Origin of the sequence: Ralstonia sp. R-29, from assembly GCF_049913345.1 — a bacterium.
Classification (GTDB): domain Bacteria; phylum Pseudomonadota; class Gammaproteobacteria; order Burkholderiales; family Burkholderiaceae; genus Ralstonia.
On the sequence record NZ_CP184377.1, the window covers coordinates 1,589,912 to 1,613,851 of the forward strand.

Sequence of the window (23,940 nt, forward strand, 5' to 3'; positions counted from 1 at the left end):
GGCGGCGGACTGCGCCTACCACGCAAACCGTTTTGGGACGAACGCGTCTCCTGTCTAAGTGCATAACACGCTCTATGGGCAGTTTGTGCCCTGTCTATCCATTTCAAGCGTGCGGGAATCGTCGGCGTCGGCGGGTTCCACATGTCAGATACAAATACGATGCTCTCATTTTTCAAGCGCTTGATTCTGCTGGCGTTCTTGCTTGTGCTGGCAGCCGCAGGCGGTGTGGTGTGGTGGGCCCAGCAACCGGTGAGCCTGGCGGCCTCGCCGCTGGAGGTGGTGATCAAGCCGAACTCGAGCGTGATCTCGGTCGGCAAGCAGCTCGCCGGTGCCGGCGTGGGTGTGCAGCCGCAGCTGTTTTCGCTGGTAGCGCGCGCGACGGGCAACGCTAAGAGCCTGAAGGCTGGCGGCTACGCGTTGGAAGCCGGTGCGACGCCGTGGTCGATCATCGACAAGATGGCACGCGGCGAGGTCACGCACTACGTCGTCACCGTCATTGAAGGCTGGAACATGCGCCAGATGCGCGCGGCGGTCGACGCCGAGCCCGCGCTCAAGCACGACACGGCGGGACTGTCCGATGCCGATCTGATGCGCAAGATCGGCGCGCCCGAGGCCAACCCGGAAGGCCTCTTCTTCCCGGACACCTACCTGTTCGCGCGCGGCAGTAGCGATGTGGAGCTCTACCGCCACGCCTACCAGGCCATGCAGAAACGCCTGAACGATGCCTGGGCCAAGCGCGCGATCGACTTGCCGTACAAGACGCCGTATGAGGCGCTGACCATGGCGTCGATCGTCGAGAAGGAAACCGGCCAGAAGCTGGAGCGTCCGATGATTGCCGCCGTGTTCGTCAACCGCTTGCGCAAGAACATGCTGCTGCAGACGGACCCAACCGTCATCTACGGCATTGGCGCAGGCTTTGATGGCAACTTGCGCAAACGCGATCTGCAGACTGACACGCCGTACAACACCTACACCCGCACGGGCCTGCCGCCCACGCCGATCGCGCTGCCGGGCATGGCATCGCTGCAGGCGGCGCTGAACCCGGCGCCGTCCGACGCGCTGTACTTTGTGGCGCGTGGCGATGGCAGCAGCCAGTTTTCGACCAACCTGACGGACCACAACCGGGCCGTCAACAAATACCAGCGCGGCCAACCATGACCGGCAAATTCATCACATTCGAAGGTATCGACGGCGCGGGCAAGAGCACGCACGTCGCGTGGTTTGCGCAGCAACTGCAAGCCAAGCTGGCGCCCCAAGGCAAAAAGGTGGTGATCACCCGCGAGCCGGGTGGCACCCCCCTGGGCGAGCGGCTGCGCGAGGTGCTGCTGCACGAGCGCATGCACCTGGAAACCGAAGCGCTGCTGATGTTCGCCAGCCGCCGGGAGCACATTGCTGAGGTGATCCAGCCCGCGCTCGACGCTGGCGATTGGGTGATCTCCGACCGCTTTACCGATGCCACCTTCGCCTACCAAGGTGGGGGCAGGGGCCTAGCCATCGACCGCCTTGAAGCACTGGAGCAGTGGGTCCAGCAGGGCCTGCAACCGACCAAGACCATCCTCTTCGACCTGGCCCCAGAAATTGCCGCCGCGCGCTTGGCCGATGCCCGTACGCCCGACAAGTTTGAGGCCGAGTCCGCCCAGTTCTTCCTGCGTACGCGCGCGGAATATCTCCGCAGGGCAGCCGCTGAGCCCGGCCGCTTTGTCGTGCTGAACGCCAATCGGGAGCGCAGTGATATCCAGAAAGACCTGGAGAATTTGCTCGCAACGCTCTGATTTCGCGGGCAATTTCTAATCCAGAAATAATGGTTTCACGGCGAGTTTTTGCATCAACAATCTGACGCAACCCATTGATTCATGATGCTTTATCCCTGGCAATCCGCTGATTGGTCCCGCCTGCAGGCCATGCGGGCAAAGCTGCCCCACGCGATCCTGCTCAATGGTCAGGCCGGCACGGGCAAGCGCGATTTCGCCATGCATTTCGCGCAAGGTTTGCTGTGCGATACGCCGGCGGCCGACGGCCAGCCATGCGGCACATGCGCGGCCTGCAACTGGTTCACGCAGGGCAACCACCCGGACTTCCACCTCGTGCGCCCCGAAGCCATGGAGGACGCGCCCGAGACGGAAAAAGACGCTGAAGGCAAGAAGAAGGCACCCAGCAAGATCATCCGCATGGAACAGGTGCGCAACCTGATCGAGGCAGTGGGGGTCGGCACACACCGGGCCGGGCTGCGCGTGGTGGTGTTATATCCGCTGGACGCGCTGCAAACCGAGGGCGCCAACGCACTGCTCAAGACGCTGGAAGAGCCGCCGCAGAACACCGTCTTCCTGCTGGTGACAGACCGCATCGACCGCATCCTGCCGACCATCCTGTCGCGGTGCCGGCAGTTTCCGCTGCAGCCGCCGCAGCCCGAGGCCGCGCGCCAGTGGCTGGAGCAGCAGGGCGTGCCGCATGCCCAGAGCCTGCTGGCCGAGTTCGGCAACGCGCCGCTGGCCGCACTGGCCGCCGCCGAGTCCGAAGACCGCCCGTTGCTGCAATTCCTGCTCGAACAGCTTGGCCAGGGGGCAAAACTCGATGCACTGGCAACGGCTGAACATTTACAGAAATTGTCGGTCCCTGCCGTTCTCAGTACCATGCACCGCTGGATCTTTGATTTGATGGCGGCACGGCTGGCGGGGCGGCCACGGTATTTCCCCGCGCAACGTGATGCGTTGCAGCGTTGCGCAAACGCCATCCCGCTGGACCGCCTGGAACGTTTCGCGCGTGCCTTGCCGGAGCGGCGCCGCACCGAGCAGCATCCGCTGGCCGCGCGGCTCGTGATCGAAAGCCTTTTGCTGGATTACCGGCAGCTTTTTCCGGCTGCCTGAACCTGAACTTCTGGAATCTCCGTGAGCACTGCACCTCTTCGCCCGCCTGGTACTCCCGTCGCTCCTGGTGCGCCTGCCGCGCCTGGCACAGCACCCGGCGCGCCGACGCGTCCGGGCATCGTCTCCCTGGCCATCAAGGATGAAGCCGGCCTGCACGCCGCTTACATGCCTTTCCTGAAGAACGGCGGCATTTTTGTGCCGACGCAGCGCCCGTACCGGATCGGTGAGGAGGTGTTCCTCGTGCTGTCGCTGCTGGACCGCCCCCAGAAGTACCAAGTGGCCGGCAAGGTGGCCTGGATTACGCCCGTGGGTACCCCCTCCAAAACGCCCGGCATTGGCGTGCACTTGGGCGAAGACGAGCAAGGCCGCATCCTGCGTCGCGTGATCGAAGAGTTGCTGGGTAAGCAGCTCAACTCGCAGCGGCCCACGCAAACCCTCTGACATTTCCCTGATACGGCGCACGAAGTTTGCGCCGTAACTTTCTGATTATTCGATGTTTGTCGATTCCCACTGCCATATCAATTTCCCCGACTTGCGCGCGCGTTTGCCTGAGCTGCTGACGCGCATGCGCGAGAACCGCGTCACCCACGCGCTGTGCATTTCCGTCACACTGGAAGACTTTCCGAGCGTGCTCGAAATTGCCGAGCAAGAGCCGAACGTGTACGCCACGGTGGGTGTGCATCCCGATGCCGAAGCCGACATCGAAGAAGGCACGCGCATTGAAGAGCCCACGTTGGAGCGCCTGCTGGCGCTGGCCGACCATCCGCGCGTCGTCGGCATCGGCGAGACGGGGCTCGACTACTACCGCTTGGGCGATCGCACCGTGGCTGACATGGAATGGCAGCGGGATCGCTTCCGCACGCATATCCGTGCATCCAAGCAGACGGGCAAGCCATTGGTGATCCATACGCGGTCGGCCGCAGACGACACGCTGGCCATCATGCGCGAAGAGGGCGCCGAGGCTGCGCGCGGTGTCATGCACTGCTTTACCGAAAGCTGGGACGTGGCCAAAGCCGCGCTGGACCTGGGCTTCTACATCTCGTTTTCGGGCATCGTGACGTTCAAGAACGCGGTGGACCTGCAGGAGACCGCCAAGAAAGTGCCGCTGGACCGCATGCTCATCGAAACCGATTCGCCCTACCTGGCGCCCGTGCCGTTCCGCGGCAAGACCAACGAGCCGGCTTACGTGCGGCACGTGGGCGAGTTCCTCGCCACGCTGCGCGGCGAGCCGCTGGAGCGCATCGCCAGCGTGACCACCGAGAATTTCTTCCATCTATTCAACAAAATACCGCGATAAGTTGCGGTATCACTTGAAGCAAGTCATGAGAAAAATCACACTGGCCGCCAGCCTGGCGATGGCGCTATCGAGCGCCGCATTCGCCACGCCGCAGGACGACCTGCGCACGGCGGTCGAATACAACCGCCCGGTGCTGGTGCAGAAGTACGTTGCGCAGGGTGTCGACCCGAACCTGAACACGCGTGACGGCACGCCGCTGCTGGTGGATGCGTTCAAGGACAAGAACATCGAGGTGGCCCAGGCGCTTATCCGCGCGAAGAACATCGACTTCGAACGGACGAACGCCGCCGGCGAGAACGCACTGATGATGGCGGCTTACCAGGGCTTGATGCCCATGGTGAAGCTGATGGTGGAAACCTACGAAGTCGAGGTCAACAAGACCGGCTGGACCGCGCTGCACTACGCCGCTACCAATGGGCACGACGATGTCGTCAAATACCTGCTGGACCACGCGGCCTACATCGATGCGGAAAGCCCCAACGCCACCACGCCGCTGATGATGGCGGCCATGAACGGCCACATCACCACGGTCAAACTGCTGCTGGACGAAGGCGCGGACATGAACCTGCGCAACCAGCAGAAGATGGACGTGATCGATTTTGCGAAGCGGTATCACCAGGATGAGATTGCGGCGGGGCTGGAATCTCGCCGCCGCAAACTGGCCGAGCAGGGCGCCAAGCCGGCACCCGTACCGACGCCGACAGCGCCACCCGCTGCCGTTCCCGCCGCTCAGACTAGCAAACCAGCAGTGCCTGACGCGCCAACGCCAATGCCGGCCGCCAAGCCGGCTGCCGCTGCGCCCAGCAGCCCGGACACGGTTGGCACCCCCACCAACATGCTGTTCGACAGCAACCGCTAGGTGCCCGGCTGTGGCGGCTACGCCCGCCGCGCCAACCGCACCCCGGTGAATTGCCACCGCTGGTGCGGGTAGAAGAAGTTGCGATACGTCGCCCGCAGGTGCCCCTCGGGCGATACGCACGACCCACCGCGCAGCACCATCTGGCTGCACATGAACTTGCCGTTGTATTCGCCCACCGCGCCCTCGGCCGGCTCGAAGCCCGGGTAGGGGCCGTAGGGGCTGGCAGTCCATTCCCACACGTCACCGAACATCTGGCGTAGGCTGCCGGCCTCGGCGATGCCGTGGTCGGGCAGCGGGCGCAGGGCACCCCGGCCAGCGAAGTTGCCCTGCACGGGCAAGCCTTCTGCGGCGTGTTCCCATTCGGCTTCGCTGGGTAGCCGTGCGCCGGCCCAGCGCGCAAAGGCCTCGGCCTCATAAAAACTGACGTGTGTCACGGGCGCGTCCAGCTCCACTGGCTGCAGGCCGTGTAGCGACATCTGCTGCCAACCTTCGCCCTCGTCCGTACCGGCACGCCAGTAGAGGGGGGCGTCAATACCTTCGCGCTGCACCCACGCCCAACCGTCGGACAGCCACAGCGTGGGTTGCCGGTAGCCGCCGTCTTGCATGAAAGCGAGCCAATCCCGGTTGGTGACGGGGTGCGTGGCCAAGGCATACGGCTCCAGCCAGACCGTGTGGCGTGGGCCTTCGCAGTCGAACATGAAGCCGGTGCTGGAATCGGTCTGGCCGATCTGCACGGCGCCCCCTTGAAAGCTGACCCAGCCCGGCTGCACGGGTGCTGCATGCACACGCGGCACCGGCCCTTCGGCATAGGCCGGACACAGCGGGTTCTGCGCGAACAAGTGGAGCAGATCGGTCAGCAGCAACTCCTGGTGCTGCTGCTCGTGGTGCAGGCCGAGGGTGATCAGCCTAGCAAGGTCGTCCGTCACGCCATCTGCAAGCAGGCGCTGCATGGCCGCATCGACGTGGGCCCGATAGGCGCGCACCTCATCCAACGTCGGGCGCGTCAGCATGCCCCGGCGCGGGCGTGGGTGCCGTGCGCCAACCGTCTCGTAATACGAATTAAACAGGTAGCGATAGCGCGGATCGGGCGAGCGGTAGCCCGGCGCGTTCGGCCCAAGGATGAACTCCTCGAAGAACCACGTCGTATGGGCCAGGTGCCACTTCGCGGGGCTCGCGTCGTCCATGGATTGGACGGTGGCATCGGCGTCGGACAGCGGTGCGGCCAGGGCCAGGGACTGTGCCCGTACCACCCCGTATTGCTGCATCAAGACTGGCAAGGCGGTGGCGGGCACATCGAGTACAGGCGATACACGCATGGAGTCTCCAGAGCGGGGGCGGCGAGCGGCAGAGCAGGAGGTAGAGCAGCAAGCGGGCCATGCCGGGGTACGTGCACTGGCGCGTCTGGCTGGCTCAGGTTGGTAAGAAGCATATGCGAGCCTTGTAACTTTGCTATCTCAAACGGATTGCAACCATGGCGATGCTGCATTGCAGCGATGACTGCAGTGCAGCATCGGTTGTCATGAAACGGTCACTCCCGGCACCTACGATGTAAACGTTTACAAATTCCAGGGGGTGGCGTGGGAAGCAGCATCAAGGACGTGGCAACGCATGCCGGCATTTCGATCGCCACGGTGTCGCGTGCGGTGAATACGCCGGAGCGCGTGAGCGCCTCGACGCTGGCCCGCGTGCAGGCCGCCATGGACGCGCTGCAATACCGCCCGAACGCGCTGGGCCGGCAGTTGCGCGCCGTTCGCACGGGGTTGCTGGGCGTGGTGCTGCCGTCGCTCGCCAACCCGGTGTTTGCCGAATGCATGCAGGGCATTGAAGATGCCGCCTCGGTCACCGGGCAACGCGTGATGCTTATGACCACCTCCTATGACCGCGAGCGCGAGGCCCGTGCCATCGAGACCATGCTCGAGCAGCGCGTCGACGGGCTGATCCTGACGGTGGCCGATGCAGCCGCCAACCCGCACCTCGATCGGCTGGATGCCGAGCGCGTGCCGTATGTGCTGGCCTACAACGAAACCACTGGTCAGGCGCGCATTCCCGCGCGATGCAGCGTGACGGTCGATAACCGCGCCGCCGCACGGGATGCCATCCGCGCGTTGCTGGCGCAGGGGCATCGACAGATCCGCATGCTGACCGGCACGTTGGCCGCCTCCGACCGTGCGGCGCTGCGCCACGACGGTTATCGCGAAGCATTGGAAGCCGCCGGCATTGCCCCGCAACCGCCCATCGAAATCGACTTCAATGCCGACGCCATGCTGCCCGCCGAACTGGCCCGCCTGCTGGCGCCGCCGCGTCCGACCGCCATCTTCTGCAGCAATGACCGCCTGGCGCTGCTCACGATCCGCTCGCTGCGTGAAATGGGCCTGCGCGTGCCCGAAGACGTGAGCGTGGTCGGTTTCGACGGCCTGGCGATGGGGCAATGGCTATCGCCCGCGCTGGCGACGGTCGCGCAGCCGCATCGCCAAATCGGCACCGACGCCGCGCTGGCGCTGGCCCGCCGCATCGACGGGGAGGCCGTGTCGTCGATCACGTTGCCGCACCGACTGCTGGCCGGCGGCACGCTTGCCAAGGCGCCAGCCGAAGCCTCTCTCTCCGTTGTTTCTTCCCTCACGTCTGATACGCAAGGAGCGTCTCGATGAAACGTCTCATTCAATGGCTGCGTGCATGCGGCCTCGTGGCTGCCGGCGCATTTGCCGTGGCCGCGCCGGTGCAGGCTCAGCCGGCCGGCCAGCAAGTCGCCATCTGCTACAACTGCCCGCCGGAGTGGGCCGACTGGGCCAGCCAGATCAAGGCCATCAAGGACAAGACCGGCATCACCGTGCCGTTCGACAACAAGAACTCCGGCCAGGCCATCGCGCAGATGCTGGCGGAGAAGTCGCACCCGGTGGCCGACGTGGCCTACCTCGGCATCACGTCTGCGTATCAGGCGAAGGAGAAGGGTCTGGTCGCCAACTACAAGCCCAAGCACTGGGATGACATTCCGGCCGGCATGAAAGACCCGGACGGCGCGTTTTTCTCGATCCACTCCGGCACGCTGGGCTTCTTCGTCAACAAGGATGCGCTGGAAGGCAAGCCCGTGCCGCGTTCGTGGAAAGACCTGCTCAAGCCCGAATACAAGGGCATGGTCGGCTACCTGGACCCGAGTAGCGCCTTCGTTGGCTATGTGGGCGCCGTGGCGGTCAACCAGGCCCTGGGCGGCACGCTGGACAACTTCAGCCCGGCCATCGAGTGGTTCAAGCAACTGAAGAAGAACGCGCCGATCGTGCCGAAGCAGACGGCCTACGCACGCGTTGTCGCCGGTGAAATCCCCATCCTGCTCGACTACGACTTCAACGCCTACCGCGCCAAGTACAAGGATCACGCCAATGTGGAGTTCGTGATTCCGCAGGAAGGCACGATTGCCGTGCCCTACGTAATGAGCCTGACCGCCGGCGCGCCGCATGCCGACAACGCCAAGAAGGTGCTCGACTTCGTGCTGTCAGACGAGGGCCAGACGCTGTGGGCCAACGCCTACCTGCGCCCAGTGCGCGCCAACGCCATGAGCAAGGAAGCCGCCTCCCGCTTCCTGCCGGCCAGCGAATACGCCCGCGCCAAGACAGTCGATTTCAACAAGATGGCAGCCGGCCAGCAGGCATTCGGCACGCGCTATCTGAACGAGGTCCGCTGAGCATGAGCACCGTCACCCGAACCACCTTGCCAGAGGATGCGGTACTGCCCGCACGGTGGCGGGTGGCGCTGCTGGCACCGGCCGTCGCGCTGTTCTGCGCGTTCTGGCTGCTGCCGATGGCCGCGCTGCTGCGCGTGAGCGGCAGCGAGGGCGTGATCGCCACGTACACGGCGGCGCTCACAACGCCGCGCTACCTGGGCAGCTTGTTCTCGACGGTGGTGCTGTCGGCCGCCGTCACGCTGGCAACGCTGGTGCTGTCGACCATCGCCGGGCTGTTCCTGGTGCGTCATGACGTGCCGGGCAAACGGATGATCACGGCCATGCTGACCTTCCCGCTGGCGTTTCCGGGCGTGGTGGTTGGCTTCATGGTGATCCTGCTGGCCGGTCGCCAGGGCTTGCTGGGTGACATGACGCACAAGCTCCTCGGCGAGAAATGGGTCTTCGCCTATTCCATCGGCGGGCTGTTTCTCGGCTACCTGTATTTCTCGATCCCCCGCGTGGTGCTGACGGTCATGGCGGCGGCGGAGAAATTGGATCGATCGCTGGAAGAAGCGGCGCGCTCGCTAGGCGCATCGTCGTGGCAGGTCACGCGCGATGTGCTGGTGCCGGGGCTGGCGCCCGCGCTCATCGCCTCGGGCGCGATCTGCTTTGCCACGTCGATGGGCGCGTTTGGCACCGCCTTCACGCTCGCTACCGATATCGACGTGCTGCCGATGACGATCTATACGGAGTTCACCCTCAACGCTGGGATTGCGATGGCGGCGGCGTTGTCGGTCGTGCTCGGCATCGTGACGTGGCTGGTGCTGGCGATTGCACGGACGGCTGCGGGCGGCCAAGCGGGAGCAGCGGCATGAAGCGCGCACTTTCCATTGCTCAGTGGCTGATTACGCTGCTGCTGTGCCTGTTCCTGATCGTGCCGGTCATGCTGTCGATGGCTGTGGGCCTGACGCGCAACTACATTCGCGGATTCAAAAGCGGCTGGACGTTGGATTGGGTCGCCCAGGTGTGGGACATGTATCACGCGTCGATCTGGATGTCGCTGCTGGTGGCGCTGTGCACGCTAGTGATCGTGCTAGCTGCAGGCGTGCCGGCCGGCTATGTGCTGGCGCGCCGCCAGAGCCGTGCAAGCCGCTTGATCGAAGAATTTCTGACGCTGCCCGTGGCGTTGCCCGGCTTGGCGACGGCGCTGGGGTTGATCGTGGCGTACGGCGGCTTTGGCGGGTTTCGCGAGAGCCTGTGGTTCATCGTGGTCGGGCATGTGGTGTTCACGCTGCCGTTCATGGTGCGCTCGGTGGCGGCCGTGGCGTCGGGGCAGAACTTGAAGACGCTGGAGGAGGGCGCAGCCAGCCTCGGTGCAACGTTTGTTCAGCGCTTTCGCACTATCGTGCTGCCCAACGTGCAGCCCGGCATCCTGGCCGGTGCGCTGACGGTGGTGACGCTCTCGGTGGGCGAATTCAACCTGACCTGGATGCTGCACACGCCCGAAACCAAAACCCTGCCGGTCGGCCTGGCCGACACCTACGCGTCGATGCGGCTGGAGATTGCCAGCGCCTACACGCTGATCTTCTTCGTCATGATCGTGCCGCTGCTGGTGCTGATGCAGCGCTTTGGCGGCCTGCGTGTGAATAACGGAAAGGCTTCCCGATGAGCAACGAACCTCTTCAACTCGCGCCCGTGCCGATTCAGTTGCGCGGTTGCGGTAAACACTTCGGCGAACAGCGCGTGCTGGACCCGCTCGACCTCAACATCGCCGCCGGTGAGACCGTCGTGCTGCTCGGCCCCTCCGGCTGCGGCAAGACCACCACGCTGCGCATCGTCGCCGGGCTGGAAGCGCCGGATGCCGGCGGCACCGTACACTTTGGCGACGAGGACGTCACCGCACGCCCGATTGAGCGCCGCCGTGTCGGCATGGTGTTCCAGAGCTACGCGCTGTTTCCGAACCTGAGCGTGCGTGGCAATGTGGAGTACGGCCTGCGCATCCAGCGCCGGCAGAACGGTTTGTTGGACGCGCAGATCAGCGCCCGTGCCGACACCTTGCTGGAAATGATGCACCTCACGCCGTATGCCGATCGGGGCGTCAGCCAGCTCTCCGGCGGCCAGCGTCAACGTGTGGCATTGGCCCGCGCGCTGGCACCGGAGCCGCGCGTACTGCTGCTCGATGAACCGCTCACGGCGCTCGATGCCAAGCTGCGCGAATCCGTGCGCGCTGAGATGGACCGTCTGCTGCGCAGCCTCGGCATCACCACCATCTACGTGACGCACGACCAGGAAGAGGCGATGGCGCTGGCTGATCGCATCGTCGTCATGGACGCCGGACGCATCGCGCAGATCGGCTCGCCGCGCGAGATCTACTTCCAGCCGGCCAACCGGCAAGTGGCGGATTTCATCGGCATCATGAACCGGCTTGATGGCCTGCGGCGGGATGGTGTGTTCGTCTGTACCGGAGGCCGCGTGCCCGTGCCGGCAGGCGAGGGGGATACGGTGTTCTTCCGCCCGGAAGATGCCGTGCTGGCCGATCCTGCGCACGCAGCGCTTAAAGGCACCGTGGAGTCGGCCGTGTTTCTCGGCTTCCGCACCCGTGTGCGTGTGGCAGGTGTGTCCACCTCGCCGCTCTTCATCGATGTGCCCGGCCGCCAGCACTTTGCGCCGGGCCATGCGGTCGGCTTCGATGTGCCGGCAGAGCGCCTCCTGACCTTGCAAGCCTGAGCCCCATGCACTTTCTGCAACTGACCGACCTTCATATCAAGCGCCCTGGGCGATTGGCGTACCGGCGCGTGGATTCGGCCGCCTATCTGGCCCGCTGCGTGGCACATATCCTGGCGCAGCCGGAGCGGCCCGATGCCATCGTCCTGACCGGCGATCTGGTCGACGCCGGCGCGCCGGAGGAATATGCCCACCTGCGCGCCGTGCTGGCGCCGCTCGATGCGGCGGGCATCCGCATGCTGCCGGTGCTGGGCAACCATGACGCCCGCGATGCCGCGCACGCAGCCTTTGCCGACTGGCTCGCACCGATTCCCACGGCGGCGCAAGACCCGCACGCCTTCCAGTACTGGACCGACATCGGCGACGTTCGCCTGATCGTGCTCGACACGCTCGACACAGGCCACCCGGGCGGGCGTCTGGGCGCGCAACGGCTCGACTGGCTGGCCGATGCGCTGGCGCTGGAAACACAGCGCCCGACCGTCATCGCGATGCACCATCCGCCGTTTGCCACCGGCATCGGCCACATGGATGTGCAATCGCTCGCCGAAGACGACATCCCCGCCTTCGCGCAGATTGTGCGTGCCGCCGGCAACGTCGAGCGCATCATCTGCGGCCATCTGCATCGCTCCATCGACGTGCGGTTCGCGGGCACGGTGGCATCGACGTGCCCGTCGCCCGCGCACCAGGTGGCGTTGGACCTCAATCCGGATGCCGAACCCGGCTTTGTGATGGAACCACCGGCCTACAAGGTGCACGCGTGGGTGCCAAGTCAAGGCTTGGTGAGCCATCTCGCGTATGTGGGCGACTTTGACGGCCCGCACCCGTTCTTCGAGCCAGATGGGCGGTTGATCGACTAAGCCACTTCGACAGCAGCCATGCGCTCGACCAGCGCATCAACCTGCGCCTCCGCGGCAGCAATCGACGCGCGCAGCCGGTCATCCGCAAACTCGTCGTATTCGATGGCAACGGATGCCACATCGATGATGCCGATATAGCTGAATGCCGTGGCAACGCCGCCTTCCACGTGGTTCATGTGGGCGATGCGCTGGCCGGGGCCATAACCGAAGTCACCACGCGAACTGAGGATGACGAGGCGCTTCCCCATGCCTGCCAGCAGCGGCCAGTAGGGCTCGCCTGTGCGGTTGCGGTCGAAGCCGAATGTGCGGCCGACACGCACGATGTTGTCGATATACGCCTTGAACTGCGCAGGCATGCCGAAGTTGTACATCGGCACGCCGGCCACGATCACATCGGCGGCGAGCAGCTCATCGATCAGCGCATCGCTTTGCGCCAGCCGGTCGTGCATCCACGGTTCGCGCCGCGCGGGCGGCGTGAATGCGGCATGCACCCAGCCGCCGTCAACCGGCGAGGGCGGTTCGGCGCCGATGTCACGATAGGCGACGTGCGCATCGGGCTCGCGCTCCAGCCAGCGCGCGACGAACCGCGCAGAAAGCCGGCGCGTGTGCGAACCGTGGCGGTCGGTGTCAGAGCGGCCCGGACGGGCGCTGGAATCCAGATGCAGAAGGCGAGTCATGGTGAATCGTTGATGAGTGGAGGTGTGCCCACTCTACGAACCACGCTGCACTGCGACAAACGACATCTTTTACGCGCGATAGCTGACATGGATTCACCCATGCCCGGCGTGGGGAAAAGCACCCGTGACACAATCCGCGCATGCGAAAACTCCCGCCCCTCAGCGCGCTGCGGGCCTTTGAGGCCACTGCACGCCACCTCAGCATGCGCCGTGCGGCAGACGAACTGTCGGTCACGCCCACGGCTGTCAGCCATCAGATTCGTCGCCTGGAAGAGGCGCTGGGTGTGACGCTGTTCGAGCGCCAAGTACGCGCGCTGCGCTTATCCGAGGCCGGCCAGCGGTTGTATCCGGTGCTCAACACGGGCTTTGATGCCTTTGCACACGCCATTGATTCGATTCGCGCGCCCGACGTGCAACCAGCGCGCCAGCGTGTCACGCTCACCGCGCCGATGGGACTGGCGGCGCGCTGGTTGGTCCCCCGGCTGGGCGCATTTGCCACGGCGCACCCGGAGGTCGATCTGCGCATCCATGCATCGGACACCGTCGTCGACCTGCACGGCGGCAGCGCTGACCTGGCCGTACGCTACGGCGATATGCCCGCTGCCGCCCCCGATCTTGCCGCTGAACGCCTGTTTGGTGACGCCTATGCGCCGGCCTGCCACCCAGGCCTGAATGTTCAGTCCCATGGCGATCTGGCGCGCGTGCCGCTCATTCACTCCGAATGGCAGCGCACATTGCCGCAGCCAATTGGCTGGCCGATGTGGGCGCGTGCGGCAGGTATCGAGCACACGCTGAAGATGGACGCAGGCATTGTGTTGTCTGACGACGGGCACGCCATGTCTGCCGCAATGGCGGGGCAGGGCGTGATTCTGGCGAACCTGCCGTTGGTGCGCGATGCGCTGGAGGCCGGCACGCTGGTGCAGCCGTTCGACGGCCCGGTGATCCGGCGCTATGCGTTCTGGGTGGTGACGCCCGCCGCGCGGCTCGAAGACGCAGGCGTACGGGCGGTGTGGAATTGGCTGCGCCGGTGCCGCGACGACACCAACGTGGGCCCAAGCGAAGATCAGGCGCGCAGCATGGCGTAAAGCGTGTCGGTGAGCTTGAGCTTCTCGCGCTTCAGGCTTTCGAGCACTGGCTGGGCGGGTGGCCGGACGTTCGACTCCATGTTGCGGACGTGCTGGTCCAGCGCGGTGTGTCGGCGCAACAGCCGGGCGAAATGTGCATCTTCGGTCTTGAGCTGCGAGATGCGATCGCGGTACTCGGAAAACATCGTGGCTCCTTGAAAAGAAACGAGGTGGCATTGTCCAGCCACGGTTTTCGATGGAGTTGGACATGTGTTACGGCAGCCATGGAAAAGTGCTACGCCGTCGGGCAAGTGCCACCTTCGACTCAGCCAAAAGACTGAGCTTGTTTTCGGTCGCCCACCGTCTAGTGTGGAAACAGACGCGGGCGTCAGCGCTGCCCGCCTCCCCAAGAAAAACAAAGAGGGGCTGCAGTCATGACCACAGTCGGCAGCTTTCAGATCGAGTTCCTGCAAGTGCTGGACCGCGAGGGCAAGCCGGTCCAGCCACTCCCGGCGTTTGCGCAGGATGTGCAGGCACTCCTCGCGCTGTATCGCGCCATGGTGCTCACGCGCGCGTTCGACAGCAAGGCTGTTGCGCTGCAGCGCACGGGCAAGCTCGGCACGTTTGCGTCGTCGGTCGGCCAGGAGGCCATCGGCGTGGGCGTGGCCAGCGCCATGCGGCCCGAAGACGTGTTGTTTCCCTCGTACCGCGACCATGCCGCGCAATTGCTGCGCGGCGTCACCATGGCCGAGAGCCTGCTGTACTGGGGCGGCGACGAGCGCGGCAGCCAGTTCGGCGCCGTGGCCAGCGACTTTCCGAACTGCGTGCCGATCGGCACCCAGGTCTGCCATGCAGCGGGTGCGGCGTATGCGTTTCACTTAGGTTGCCTATCCGGCGGCGAGCCACGTGTGGCCGTGACGATCCTCGGTGACGGCGGCACCTCCAAGGGCGACTTCTACGAGGGCATGAACTTCGCCGGCGTGTGGAATGCGCCACTGGTGATCGTCGTCAACAACAACCAGTGGGCCATCTCCGTGCCCCGGAGCCGCCAGACCGCCGCGCAGACGCTGGCGCAAAAAGCCATCGCCGCCGGCATCCCGGGCGTGCAGGTGGACGGCAACGATGTCATCGCCATGCACCAGGCCGCGCAGGAGGCCATTGACCGCGCCAGGGCAGGGGGCGGCCCCACGCTCATCGAAGCCGTGACGTACCGCCTGGGCGACCACACCACCGCCGACGACGCCACGCGCTACCGCGATTCCGACATCGTCAAACAGGCGTGGGAGGCCGAGCCGATCCTGCGCTTGCGCAACTACCTGATGCGTGTGAACGCGTGGGACAAGGCGCAGGAAGAGCAGCTTGGCCGTGCCTGCTATGCGCAAGTCGAAGACGCGGTGGCCGCCTACCAGGCTGTCGAACACCCAGACCCATCCGCGATGTTCGACCACCTGTACGCCACGTTGCCGAGCGCGCTGGAATGGCAGCGCGCCATGGCGCTCGCCTTCGCGCCCAACGGAGGCCGCCATGGCTGACGTCAACCTCGTCGAAGCCATCAACCTGGCGCTGGCGCATGCGCTGGAGCACGACTCCGCCGTTGTGCTGATGGGCGAAGACATCGGCGTCAACGGCGGCGTGTTTCGCGCGACGGTTGGCTTGCAGGCGCGCTTTGGCCCGCAGCGCGTGATCGACAGCCCGTTGGCGGAAACCGCGCTGGCCGGCACGGCGATCGGCATGGCGGCCATGGGGCTCAAGCCGGTGGTCGAGATCCAGTTCAGCGGCTTTCTCTATCCGGCCATCGACAACGTGCTCAACCATGCGGCGCGGCTGCGCAATCGCACACGCGGGCGGCTGTCTTGCCCGCTGGTGATTCGCTCGCCATCGGGCGGCGGCATTCACGCGCCGGAACACCACTCCGAAAGCCCCGAGGCGCTGTTCACGCATATCCCAGGGCTGCGCGTGGTGGTGCCCTCGTCGCCGGCGCGGGCGTATGGGCTGCTGCTGGCGGCCATCCGCGACCCCGATCCGGTGATGTTCTTCGAGCCGACCAAGCTCTATCGCGTGTTCCGCCAGCCGGTGGAAGACGACGGCCAGGCGCTGCCGCTGGACACCTGCTTCCTGCTGCGCGACGGCACCGACGTCACGCTCGTGAGCTGGGGCGGCGCATTGCAGGAAACGCTGGCCGCCGCAGACCAGTTGGCCGAAGAGGGCATCAGCGCCGAGGTGATCGACGTGGCCACGCTCAAGCCGCTGGACATGGAATCGATCCTGGCGTCGGTGGCCAAAACGGGCCGCTGCGTGATCGTGCACGAGGCGGCGCGCACCTCCGGCTTTGGCGCGGAAATCGCCGCCAACATCGCCGAGCATGGGTTGTACTCATTGCTGGCGCCGGTGCAGCGCGTGACCGGTTACGACGTGGTCATGCCGTTGCCCCGGCTCGAACATCACTACCTGCCGAGCGTGGAGCGCATCCTTGCTGCGGCGCGGAAAGCCTTGGAGGGTGCCTGAGCGATGATCGTCTTCAAACTGCCGGACCTCGGCGAAGGGTTGCAGGAAGCGGAGATCGTGCAATGGCACGTGCAGGCCGGTGACACCATTGCGGTCGACCAACCGCTGGTGTCGGTCGAAACGGCCAAGGCAATCGTGGAGATCCCATCGCCGCAAGCGGGGCGCATTGCCAAGCTGTTCGGGCAGCCGGGCGACATCGTGCACATCGGTGCGCCACTGGCTGCGTTCGAGGGCACCGGCAGCGATGACGCCGATGCAGGCACCGTGGTCGGCCAGATGCCCGCTGGGCAGCACGTCGTGCGCGAAGCGCCGGCTGTGGTGGGCGGCGGCGCAGCAAACGCAGCCAACGGTATCAAGGCCATCCCGGCCGTCCGCGCGCTGGCCCGCAAGTTGGATGTGGATTTGTCGATGGTCACGCCATCGGGGCCGGACGGCGTGATTACAGCGGCGGATGTAGAGCGCGCCGCCAAGACCTTCGCCGAACTGGGCCCGCCCGAAGTGCTGCGCGGCGTGCGGCGCGCGATGGCGCAGAACATGGCCCGCGCACAAAACGAAGTGGCCGCCGCCACCGTCATCGACGATGCCGACATTCACGCCTGGCCGCCCAACACCGACATCACCATCCGTCTGATCCGCGCACTCGTTGCCGGCTGCCGCGCAGTGCCGGGGCTCAATGCGTGGTTCGACGGCCATGCGGGGCGGCGCCACGTGGTGGACAAGATCGACGTGGGCATTGCAGTGGATTTGCCCGATGGGCTGTTCGTGCCGGTGCTGCGCGACGTGGCGCATCGGAGCGCGGCGGACCTGCGCGCCGGGCTCGACCGCATGCGCGCCGACATCCAGGCCCGCAAAATTCCGCCCGACGAGCTGCGCGGCAACACGATCACGCTGTCGAACTTCGGCATGATCGCCGGCAAGTACGCCGCGCCCATCGTCGTGCCGCCCACGGTGGCGATTCTGGGTGCCGGGCGTATCCACGAGCAGGTGGTTGCGGCCGGCGGCGTGCCCGCCGTCCACCGTGTGTTGCCGCTGAGCCTGACGTTCGATCACCGCGTTGTCACCGGCGGTGAAGCGGCGCGGTTTCTAGCGGCGGTGATCGCCGACCTGCAAGCCCCCGCCTGACGCACGGCCTGCCAATGCAGACCTCCGGCACGCAAACCGCCGGCACCCAGCCTGCGCGCCCCGAGCGTCGACGGCTCAGGCGCGCCCTCGACGCGTTGCGCTGCGCGATGGACACGGCTGAACGCGGCCTCGCGCGTCATGCATCGAATGCCACGTTTTCCGTGCCTTCGGTGCGTTTTGAGCCTTCCGTACGAATGGCGCCCGGCGGCCGCCCAACCACCCGTTTGAACGCGCGGCTGAATGCCGCGAGCGACCCATAACCGAGCCGGTATGCGACGGTTTCAATCGCCTCGCGGTCGCGCGCGATCCATTGCGCAGCGAGCCGCATCCGCAACTCGGTCAGGTAGCGCACAGGTGTCATGCCCGTCGCGGCAAGAAAGCGCTCGGCAAAGACCGAACGCGAGACGCCCGCCTCGGTGGCCAGTTCGGCCACGCTCCAGTTGCGGCCCGGATCACGATGCAGCGCGACAATCGCGCGACCCAGCTTGGGCTCGCGCAACGCTTGCACCCAGCCCGTTGCATCGCCACAGCCGCACTCGACCCAGCCACGCACAATAAACGCGGCCACCACGTCTGCGAGCCGCGCCAGAATGCCCGCAAAGCCCGCGCGTTCCGAGCAGGATTCACGCTCCATCGCATCCAGCATCGGGCGGATTTCCGGGTAGCGCGCGAGCAGGGTGCCGACGTGCATGAACTCCGGCATCGTGCCGACAAGCGGCTGCATACCGCCCAGATCGAACTCCATGCATGCGCTGAAGATGAGCGCGTCGCCGGCTGCCGGCTCCGTTGCGGCGCCGACCGACGCTACCGTCTCGCAGATCTTCGCGGCTTCGAAGCCGTCGATGGCCTGGCAGGGCGCATCGGCATCGGACACCAGGGCGTGCATGCTGCCGCGCGGCAACAGGACTGCGTCGCCGGCTTCAAGCTGCATGGTCATGCCGGCCGCATCCCGCAGCAGCACAGGCCCACGCCCGACGAAATGAAACTGCGCGCGGCCCGGCGCATCGCCAAAGCTCAAGCCGAAAGGCCGCGCGACCTGAATGCGCCGGTACTGGACGCCACTCAACCGCATGCCGAGCAGCAACTCGCTGACAAGGTCATGCACGTGGGGCAGGGACGGTGATGAGACCTCGGGCATCGAATTCGGACGATTAATCAATAATGGCGGATTGTATGTCATAGACCGTCCTGCTGTAGTTTCCTACGATGCGTTCTCACTGGTGTTTTCCCTGATACGGACCGACGCATGAATCCCGGAATTTCCACAGCCGACCCGATGGCGGCTCCCCATGAACCCGCCTGGGGCGCGGTTTTCGCGATGGCGCTCGGCGTGTTCGGCCTCGTTACGGCCGAATTCCTGCCGGCGAGCTTGCTCACGCCCATGGCGGAAAGCCTCGGCGTGACCGAGGGCGTCGCCGGACAAGCCGTTACCGCCACCGCAACGATCGCGCTCATCACCAGCCTGCTGACCGCCGCCGCAACACGCACGATTGACCGGCGGCGCGTATTGCTGGCGTTTTCGGTGCTGCTCGTCGCATCGAATCTCATGGTTGCGTTTGCGGCCAATCTGACAATGATCCTGATCGGCCGGGTTGTGCTCGGTATCGCGCTGGGCGGCTTCTGGACGATGGCAACAGCCACCGCAATGCGCCTGGTGCCAGCCGCCATGGTGCCGCGCGCGCTGTCGATCATCTTTAGCGGTGTGGCCGTGGCGACCATCGCCGCCGCGCCGCTGGGCAGCTACTTCGGCCATTTGATCGGCTGGCGCAACGTGTTTTTGGCCGCGGCTGCGCTGGGTGGTATCGCCTTCCTGTCACAAGCGATGACGCTGCCGTCGATGGCGCCCAGCGGCACTACGCGGTTGCGCACGCTGATTGACGTGCTGCGCCGGCCAACCGTTGGCCTCGGGATGTTTGCGACCATCCTTGTGTTCACGGGCCATTTCGCGTTCTTCACGTACCTGCGGCCGTTCCTTGAGCAGGTGGCGGGTGTTGGCGTCAACGGGCTGTCGGCGATTTTGCTCGGCTACGGTATCGCCAACTTCGTCGGCACGTCGCTCGCAGGCCGCGTGCTCGAACACCGGCTGCGGCCAATGCTGATCGCGATGCCCGCGCTGATGGTTGTGCTCGGCATTGCTCTCGTTGCGCTGGGCCAGGCTCCCGTCATGGATGCGGTGCTCGTTGCGCTGTGGGGGATGGCATTCGGCGGCGTGCCGGTCGCCTGGTCGACGTGGGTCACGCGCACCGTGCCCGACGAGGCGGAAACGGCAGGCGGTCTGATCGTCGCGGCCGTGCAACTCGCTATTGCAACGGGCGCAGCGGCAGGCGGCGTGGTGTTTGACGCGAATGGTGCGGCGGGTGTGTTTGTCGGCGCGGCCATGATCCTTGCCATTGCTGTCGCGACGATCGTGGCCGGCGTGCCAAAGCGGATTGGGGCGATGGCGGCGATGGTTGAGTGAGGTGCTGCTGGGTGCTGCGTTGCACCCGGCTACTTCACCCATAATTTGTCTACTCGCCAATTCGAAAATCGGCGATCAGACATCCACCTTTCCCTTTAAAACCACCTGCTTTCCGCTTTTGACGTACCACTCGACCGAGCCGTAACCAGACGGCAGATCGGCGATATAACCAGCCACAAAATCATCAACTACCGCCTGAGAAGGCAACCCCGGGCCTTGACCCTCAGCACGCACCCCATCGGTAGGTAAGCGACCAGCCAAATACCCGTCAACAAACAAACGAAACGGGAAATGGAACTCTTCAAAGTCTGACAGCTTGCCAAACATAACAACCTCCATCACGCAAAACTGTTTCTCCCGAGCGCGCGCGGCCTGTCGTTAAGGTCTTGGTGCCTGAACCACGCCCGCCTCTGCGGTGCTACGCGTTGCGCTCCGTTCCGGGCACCCCCTTTCATCGACGAAAGTGGGCCCCGCCTTCCGTTCCTGCATCCACCCCCGTTCAGCGCCGAAAGTGAGCCTCCCCACTCCGTTCCGCAGACACGCGGCGCGCGGCGGAAGGCAGACGGTGCGAGACGGCCCACGGGGGCAAGCCCCCGTGGGGACTCCGCTACAGAGTGTGGACAACTCCGGCACTCACCCGTGGACAAGCCGTGCATCGGGGATGGACAACGATGCGACCGTTGCCCACGCCCGCTACACAACTTGCCCACAGGTTCGTCAACGCCGGTTTGCCCACACCCATTCCGCTACGCTCGCCACGAATTTCATTCATGACGACCATCCAGGGCACCGTCTGCCTTCCGCCGCGCGCCGCGTGTCTGCTCCACTGCGGGTACTCCCGTTCGGCGCTGAAAGTGGGCCCCGTCTGCATCCACTCCAGGCACCCCCGTTCATCGCTGAAAGTGGGACCCCTCCCTACACTACACACCCCGCTGCGCACCTACGCGGCTGACACTCTGAACAAACGAATGCGCCATCCAACAGAGACACGCGCGCGAAAAACCAGCAAGCAGAAGAGGGGAGGCACGCCACGAACCGGCTACTGCAGCACAGAGCGAATATCAGCCAACACCCGATCCTGCTCAGTAGCAAACGGAGACGGTGGCCCAAAGAAATGCCCCGGCCGTGGCCCCGTAGCCAGCCAGAACGTGCCATTACGAGCGCTCACATGGGCGACGAGGTCGTGAATGCCAAAGTCCCGATGCAGATCGGCCAGAACGGGCTTGAGCGCCTCATACATGGAGGGATAGTTACCCCAATTGCCGTAGACCTGGCGACGGGGAACAACGATGCCCCGAGAGGTCCAATAGCGCTTGCGGTTCATCTCCCGATCACCGATGTCTTTGCCGATGTACTTGCTGATGTAGGAGGCCAGCTTGTGCGTAGCCCAGGGCCCACGACCCTTGCCACCATTCGGACGCGGCAAATGACAGTAGCCCTCGCCCTTGCCACCGACAACACGCAGCCAAGCACGGATCGCAAAGTGTCTAGCGACACGGCCCTCAACCGCGATGTGAAGGTGCCAAGCGCCTCGCTTCTGCCTCTCCGGCACAGCCACGTAGTGGAACACCCGAGCACACGACATGATGCGGCGGAAGCGATCAAAAAGCTTCATGAACTCATCCAAGTCCGTGATGTTCCTGCGGGTGTTCAGGGTGATCATCACCGTCGCACCGATCGCCTTGCAACGCAACCGAATGCCCTGCGTAGCACGCTGGGTGGCTGACGCCTCATTCTGCTCACGCTTCTCAGACTTACCACGAGCAGCACGCGGCATCATGTGCAACTGACCAGCACGCTGCCACTGCGTCATCGGAAAACCGGAAACCTCAACCTGTCCGTTCGGAAAGACCATCTGCCGAACGGCGATACCTTCCTGGTAGGCGTAACCCTTATCAAAGCTAGCCCGCTCACCTACAATGTCATGGCGCATGACTTCTCCACCTATGTGTTGTGTGCCACCGCCCCGATTGCCTGCCAGCAATGCGGGGCTTTTCTTTTGCCCCGGAACCCGCGTATCTGTTGGGTTCCCCGGTTCTCTGTACGTTAAGTGTTATAGAAACAAGTAGGGGCGGCGCTTCGCGCCACCCGGGCCACCCCGGCTGCGCCGAGATAGCCCGGGTGACACGAGCCCGCCCCTTGGCTGCGCCCGCAACACCACGACGCGCCAAACACACGCCGGAACAAACAGAGTAGGGGCGGGCACAGGTCCGCTACAGCAGCATCGCTCACACGCCCTGCTACCGCCTCATTGGACGCAGGCAGCAGCCGAACATCGTTCACCGACACCAACCCGGTACGAGCAGCACTGTCATTACGAGGATCCGGCCGCCCAAGCTGCCTGAGATAGCTGGCGGATTCGATACGCTGAAGGCGCAACACCTGCGGAGCCCAATGAGGGACAGGGCGCGTACCGACATCCCACGCATTCAGCGTCTTACGCCCGGTACGCAGCTTGCGAGCCAAAGCCTTGAACGACAATCCCTGCCGTTCGTAGCACCACTCGGAGTGCAGCGCCCACTTGCGGGACGGGTCCTTAGCCACGGGCCACCTCCAGCACCCGGGGAGCGTCAGAAATTTTTTCCCCTTGGGCTTCCTCAAAAGCGTCGCGATCACGGGCAAGACAGTCGGCCATGTAGCAAAAAACAGACGACATCTCCTCCGCGTCGTAGCCGGAGTAGTGCGAAGTTGTTAAAAAAATTTGACCGAGTGCCTGGATGGCGTAAATGCCGTTATTCAGACGCTCCCAAGCTGCAGCGATAGAATCGGTTTGAGCCATAGTGAACCTCCTGTTCAGATTCATTGTGGTTAGGGGCCGGCCCGTGGTCGCACACGAACCGGCCCCGCTTCTTTATTCCAGATTTCTCATAATTTGTCTTATGTAAAATAACAACCGGCTGGCAGCCGCCGGCGATACGGCCGCCTCCACCTTTTTCAGGGCCCAGGTCGGACATAAGCCGCCAACTCCTCCGGCGCCCCCAAAGGAAACGCCTCCTTGAGGTGATCCAGAAACGCCGAAACGCGCGCACTCAGCAACCGGCGAGATGGATAAAGCGCCCATAAGGCGATGTCCGGGCCCTCGACGTCGCCCCAATGCACCAGCGTGCCGGCCCCCAGATCGTGGCTCACAAGCGATACCGGCAAGCACGCCGCGCCAACCCCAAGGCGGACGGTATCCCGAACCATGATCAACGACGACAGCAGCGCGACTGGCTTGATCGAGATGCGCGATGTTCCCGTCGGGCCGGTAACTTCCCAGAAAGCACGTTGATCGCCTTCCCGACGCAAGACCGCCGGCACAATTGCGTTGTCAGTGGGCCGTGCCAGGCTCGGCGCTGCCACGACGACCAGCCGATCGCGAAGAAACACGCGCCCGATCAGGTTTTCGTCTCGGTTGGGGTTGACGCGAATGACGAGGTCGTACCCTTCTTCGATCATGTCCACGCCTCGGTCTTCTGTCGTCACCTCGAGCTGCACTTCGGGGTATTTCAGTGCAAACGTGGCCACCAGTTTGCCCATGGCAATCTGAGAAAAAAGCACCGGTGCGCTGATGCGCAGCCGCCCGCGTGGTCGTTCGCTTCCCGATGCGATGGCAGTGGCGCTCTCGGCAATTTCAGCCAGAAGCGCCCCTGTGCGCTCGTACAGGGCACGCCCTTCCTGAGTCAGCTTCAGCCCGCGTGATCCGCGCTCAAACAGGCGTAGATCGAGGCTGTCCTCCAGCTCCGAGACTCTGCGGGAAAGCGTCGCTTTCGGCCGCCCTGTTGCGCGCGCGGCCTCGCCAAAGCTGCCATGACGGGCAACCAGGTTGAAATCGGCAAGGGCAAGTAGATCCATGTGTTCCGCTCATGAGACACGTGG

25 protein-coding genes are annotated in these 23,940 nt (G+C 64.8%); 17 read left to right on the forward strand and 8 right to left on the reverse strand.

Annotation, left to right across the window (positions count from 1 at the left end; all coding sequences use genetic code 11):
• Positions 1-159 precede the first annotated feature (159 nt).
• The 6 genes from mltG (at position 160) to ACN9M1_RS07455 (ending at position 5,020) form a co-directional block, all read left to right on the forward strand.
• Positions 160-1,158, forward strand: a complete 999-nt coding sequence (mltG, locus tag ACN9M1_RS07430) for an endolytic transglycosylase MltG (RefSeq protein ID WP_426398823.1) — start codon at positions 160-162, stop codon at positions 1,156-1,158.
• Positions 1,155-1,772 carry a dTMP kinase gene (tmk, locus tag ACN9M1_RS07435; protein WP_426398570.1) on the forward strand — a complete coding sequence of 206 codons (618 nt, stop codon included), beginning with the start codon at positions 1,155-1,157 and terminating at the stop codon, positions 1,770-1,772. Before mltG ends, tmk begins: the two co-directional genes overlap by 4 nt.
• Positions 1,773-1,853: 81 nt before the next feature.
• Complete coding sequence (locus tag ACN9M1_RS07440; protein WP_426398571.1) at positions 1,854-2,864, forward strand: DNA polymerase III subunit delta'; 1,011 nt, start codon at positions 1,854-1,856, stop codon at positions 2,862-2,864.
• A 21-nt stretch (positions 2,865-2,885) separates the two neighbouring features.
• The gene (locus ACN9M1_RS07445; RefSeq protein ID WP_426398572.1) at positions 2,886-3,305 is read left to right on the forward strand and encodes a PilZ domain-containing protein; all 420 of its coding nucleotides are present in this window, start codon (positions 2,886-2,888) and stop codon (positions 3,303-3,305) included.
• 52 nt (positions 3,306-3,357) lie between these two features.
• Positions 3,358-4,161: a TatD family hydrolase gene (locus ACN9M1_RS07450; RefSeq protein ID WP_426398573.1), complete on the forward strand. Its 804-nt coding sequence runs from the start codon at positions 3,358-3,360 to the stop codon at positions 4,159-4,161.
• A 25-nt stretch (positions 4,162-4,186) separates the two neighbouring features.
• Complete coding sequence (locus ACN9M1_RS07455) at positions 4,187-5,020, forward strand: ankyrin repeat domain-containing protein (protein WP_426398574.1); 834 nt, start codon at positions 4,187-4,189, stop codon at positions 5,018-5,020.
• Between the two features lie 17 nt (positions 5,021-5,037).
• Here ACN9M1_RS07455 and egtB read toward each other — a convergent pair whose 3' ends face one another.
• Positions 5,038-6,336 (reverse strand): ergothioneine biosynthesis protein EgtB, encoded by a 1,299-nt coding sequence (egtB, locus tag ACN9M1_RS07460; protein ID WP_426398575.1) that lies wholly within the window; start codon positions 6,334-6,336, stop codon positions 5,038-5,040.
• A gap of 261 nt (positions 6,337-6,597) precedes the next feature.
• Between egtB and ACN9M1_RS07465 the strand changes: the two genes are divergently transcribed.
• Genes ACN9M1_RS07465 through ACN9M1_RS07490 form a run of 6 tightly spaced genes read left to right on the forward strand, consistent with a single transcriptional unit; the run spans position 6,598 to position 12,256 of the window.
• Positions 6,598-7,668, forward strand: a complete 1,071-nt coding sequence (locus ACN9M1_RS07465) for a LacI family DNA-binding transcriptional regulator (RefSeq protein ID WP_426398576.1) — start codon at positions 6,598-6,600, stop codon at positions 7,666-7,668.
• The gene (locus ACN9M1_RS07470; RefSeq protein ID WP_426398577.1) at positions 7,665-8,696 is read left to right on the forward strand and encodes an ABC transporter substrate-binding protein; all 1,032 of its coding nucleotides are present in this window, start codon (positions 7,665-7,667) and stop codon (positions 8,694-8,696) included. The genes ACN9M1_RS07465 and ACN9M1_RS07470 overlap by 4 nt, the downstream gene beginning before the upstream one ends.
• 2 nt (positions 8,697-8,698) lie before the next feature.
• Positions 8,699-9,550, forward strand: a complete 852-nt coding sequence (locus ACN9M1_RS07475; protein WP_426398578.1) for an ABC transporter permease — start codon at positions 8,699-8,701, stop codon at positions 9,548-9,550.
• Entirely contained in the window at positions 9,547-10,344 is a 798-nt protein-coding gene (locus ACN9M1_RS07480; protein WP_426398579.1) for an ABC transporter permease, read from the forward strand. The genes ACN9M1_RS07475 and ACN9M1_RS07480 overlap by 4 nt, the downstream gene beginning before the upstream one ends.
• Positions 10,341-11,402 carry an ABC transporter ATP-binding protein gene (locus ACN9M1_RS07485; protein ID WP_426398580.1) on the forward strand — a complete coding sequence of 354 codons (1,062 nt, stop codon included), beginning with the start codon at positions 10,341-10,343 and terminating at the stop codon, positions 11,400-11,402. The genes ACN9M1_RS07480 and ACN9M1_RS07485 overlap by 4 nt, the downstream gene beginning before the upstream one ends.
• A 5-nt stretch (positions 11,403-11,407) precedes the next feature.
• On the forward strand, positions 11,408-12,256 hold the full coding sequence (locus ACN9M1_RS07490; RefSeq protein ID WP_426398581.1) for a phosphodiesterase: 849 nt from the start codon (positions 11,408-11,410) through the stop codon (positions 12,254-12,256).
• On the opposite strand, the gene ACN9M1_RS07495 is transcribed toward ACN9M1_RS07490, so the two are convergent.
• Positions 12,253-12,933 carry an FMN-dependent NADH-azoreductase gene (locus ACN9M1_RS07495; RefSeq protein ID WP_426398582.1) on the reverse strand — a complete coding sequence of 227 codons (681 nt, stop codon included), beginning with the start codon at positions 12,931-12,933 and terminating at the stop codon, positions 12,253-12,255. The two genes, ACN9M1_RS07490 and ACN9M1_RS07495, sit on opposite strands and share 4 nt — an antisense overlap.
• 140 nt (positions 12,934-13,073) lie before the next feature.
• On the opposite strand from ACN9M1_RS07495, the gene ACN9M1_RS07500 reads away from it, so the two are divergent.
• Positions 13,074-14,018, forward strand: a complete 945-nt coding sequence (locus tag ACN9M1_RS07500) for a LysR substrate-binding domain-containing protein (protein ID WP_426398583.1) — start codon at positions 13,074-13,076, stop codon at positions 14,016-14,018.
• On the opposite strand, the gene ACN9M1_RS07505 is transcribed toward ACN9M1_RS07500, so the two are convergent.
• On the reverse strand, positions 13,997-14,203 hold the full coding sequence (locus ACN9M1_RS07505; RefSeq protein WP_426398584.1) for a YdcH family protein: 207 nt from the start codon (positions 14,201-14,203) through the stop codon (positions 13,997-13,999). The two genes, ACN9M1_RS07500 and ACN9M1_RS07505, sit on opposite strands and share 22 nt — an antisense overlap.
• A 228-nt stretch (positions 14,204-14,431) precedes the next feature.
• Between ACN9M1_RS07505 and pdhA the strand changes: the two genes are divergently transcribed.
• The 3 genes from pdhA to ACN9M1_RS07520 are packed head-to-tail and all read left to right on the forward strand — an operon-like array spanning position 14,432 to position 17,624.
• Positions 14,432-15,529, forward strand: a complete 1,098-nt coding sequence (gene pdhA / locus ACN9M1_RS07510; protein ID WP_426398585.1) for a pyruvate dehydrogenase (acetyl-transferring) E1 component subunit alpha — start codon at positions 14,432-14,434, stop codon at positions 15,527-15,529.
• Positions 15,522-16,502, forward strand: coding sequence for an alpha-ketoacid dehydrogenase subunit beta (locus ACN9M1_RS07515; protein WP_426398586.1), 981 nt, complete (start codon positions 15,522-15,524; stop codon positions 16,500-16,502). The genes pdhA and ACN9M1_RS07515 overlap by 8 nt, the downstream gene beginning before the upstream one ends.
• A 3-nt stretch (positions 16,503-16,505) precedes the next feature.
• The gene (locus ACN9M1_RS07520; protein ID WP_426398587.1) at positions 16,506-17,624 is read left to right on the forward strand and encodes a dihydrolipoamide acetyltransferase family protein; all 1,119 of its coding nucleotides are present in this window, start codon (positions 16,506-16,508) and stop codon (positions 17,622-17,624) included.
• 136 nt (positions 17,625-17,760) lie between these two features.
• Here the strand turns inward: ACN9M1_RS07520 and ACN9M1_RS07525 are convergent, their stop codons facing one another.
• On the reverse strand, positions 17,761-18,804 hold the full coding sequence (locus tag ACN9M1_RS07525) for an AraC family transcriptional regulator (RefSeq protein WP_426398588.1): 1,044 nt from the start codon (positions 18,802-18,804) through the stop codon (positions 17,761-17,763).
• 66 nt (positions 18,805-18,870) lie between these two features.
• Here ACN9M1_RS07525 and ACN9M1_RS07530 point away from each other — a divergent pair, with 66 nt between their 5' ends.
• Complete coding sequence (locus ACN9M1_RS07530) at positions 18,871-20,082, forward strand: MFS transporter (RefSeq protein ID WP_426398589.1); 1,212 nt, start codon at positions 18,871-18,873, stop codon at positions 20,080-20,082.
• Positions 20,083-20,157: 75 nt separating this feature from the next.
• Here ACN9M1_RS07530 and ACN9M1_RS07535 read toward each other — a convergent pair whose 3' ends face one another.
• From ACN9M1_RS07535 to ACN9M1_RS07550, 4 genes are all read right to left on the reverse strand, one after another.
• The gene (locus ACN9M1_RS07535; RefSeq protein ID WP_426398590.1) at positions 20,158-20,409 is read right to left on the reverse strand and encodes a hypothetical protein; all 252 of its coding nucleotides are present in this window, start codon (positions 20,407-20,409) and stop codon (positions 20,158-20,160) included.
• Between the two features lie 712 nt (positions 20,410-21,121).
• A complete protein-coding gene (locus tag ACN9M1_RS07540; protein ID WP_426398591.1) occupies positions 21,122-22,015 on the reverse strand; it encodes a rolling circle replication-associated protein in 894 nt (297 codons plus the stop codon).
• A 603-nt stretch (positions 22,016-22,618) separates the two neighbouring features.
• The gene (locus ACN9M1_RS07545) at positions 22,619-22,861 is read right to left on the reverse strand and encodes a hypothetical protein (protein WP_426398592.1); all 243 of its coding nucleotides are present in this window, start codon (positions 22,859-22,861) and stop codon (positions 22,619-22,621) included.
• A gap of 155 nt (positions 22,862-23,016) precedes the next feature.
• A complete protein-coding gene (locus ACN9M1_RS07550; RefSeq protein ID WP_426398593.1) occupies positions 23,017-23,916 on the reverse strand; it encodes a LysR family transcriptional regulator in 900 nt (299 codons plus the stop codon).
• Positions 23,917-23,940: the final 24 nt, after the last annotated feature.